1 protein-coding gene is annotated in these 1078 nt (G+C 60.8%); it reads left to right on the top strand.

The genetic code is table 11. From position 1 onward, the window contains the following. The coding region (locus tag GY725_15155; protein ID MCP4005526.1) for a recombinase family protein at window positions 1-1078 on the top strand (1078 nt) is incomplete at both ends.

The following is a 1078-nucleotide window of genomic DNA, read 5'->3' as shown; positions in this document are numbered from 1 at the left end:
GCCAGGGCCTCGAACAGGAGTTCAACAGCCTCGATGCCCAGCGGGAAGCTGCCGAGAGCTATATCGCCAGCCAGCAGCACGACAACTGGATCGCGCTCCCCGACCGATACGACGACGGTGGATTCTCTGCCGGAACAACCGACCGACCGGCATTGAAGCGGCTCCGGGCCGATATCGAAGCCGGAAAGCTCGACTGCGTGATCGTCTACAAGTTTGATCGCCTGTCGCGGCGCATGCTCGATTTCTTCCAGTTGCTCGACGAGTTCGAGCGGCATTGCGTCAGCTTCGTTTCCGTGAGCCAGCGATTCGACACGAGCACACCCGTTGGCAAGATGACCATGAATATCCTGCTCTCTTTCGCAGAATTCGAGCGGCTGATCATCGCCGATCGCACAAGGGACAAGATCCAAGCCGCTCGCCGCCGTGGCCGTTGGACCGGAGGTCGCCCGCCACTGGGGTACGACACTGTCCCCGAGGGCGGCCGCATCGTGATAAATAAGACCGAGGCGGAGCAGGTCAAATCGATCTTCCAGCTCTACGTCGAGACGCCGTCCCTGGTCCAAGTCTCCCAGGAACTGAACCCTCGCGGGTGGCGGCAGAAGTCATGGGTCGCGAAAACAGGCCGTCCGTGCGGTGGCGGCAAATGGAACAAAGTGAATCTTCGTTCCCTACTCAAGAATTCCCTCTACACCGGCAGACAGAGGCTGGGCGACGAGACTTTCGAAGGTGACCACGATCGGATCGTGCCGCAAAAGCTGTTCGATCAGGTCCAGCGCCTAATGGTCGGAAACCGATCGGACGGCGGCGCGAGAGGCAAGAACCGACACGGATTCCTGCTGCGGGGCTTGCTGCGCTGTTCCGCCTGCGACGCCGCGATGATCCCACATCCGACGAAGAACCATGGGCGAGTGTATCGCTATTACAGCTGCACCGGAGCCCAGAAGCAGGGCTATGCGACGTGTCCCTCGAAATCCGTCAACGCCGACAAGGTCGAAGCTTTCGTCGTCGATCAGATTCGGCGCATCGGCGCCGACCCTGCACTCCAGGACGAAACGTTTCGGCAGGCTGTGGCCCAGGT

The sequence above is a fragment of the bacterium genome (genome assembly GCA_024226335.1).
Taxonomy (GTDB): domain Bacteria; phylum Myxococcota_A; class UBA9160; order SZUA-336; family SZUA-336; genus JAAELY01.
This window is presented reverse-complemented; position numbering and strand designations above follow the sequence as displayed.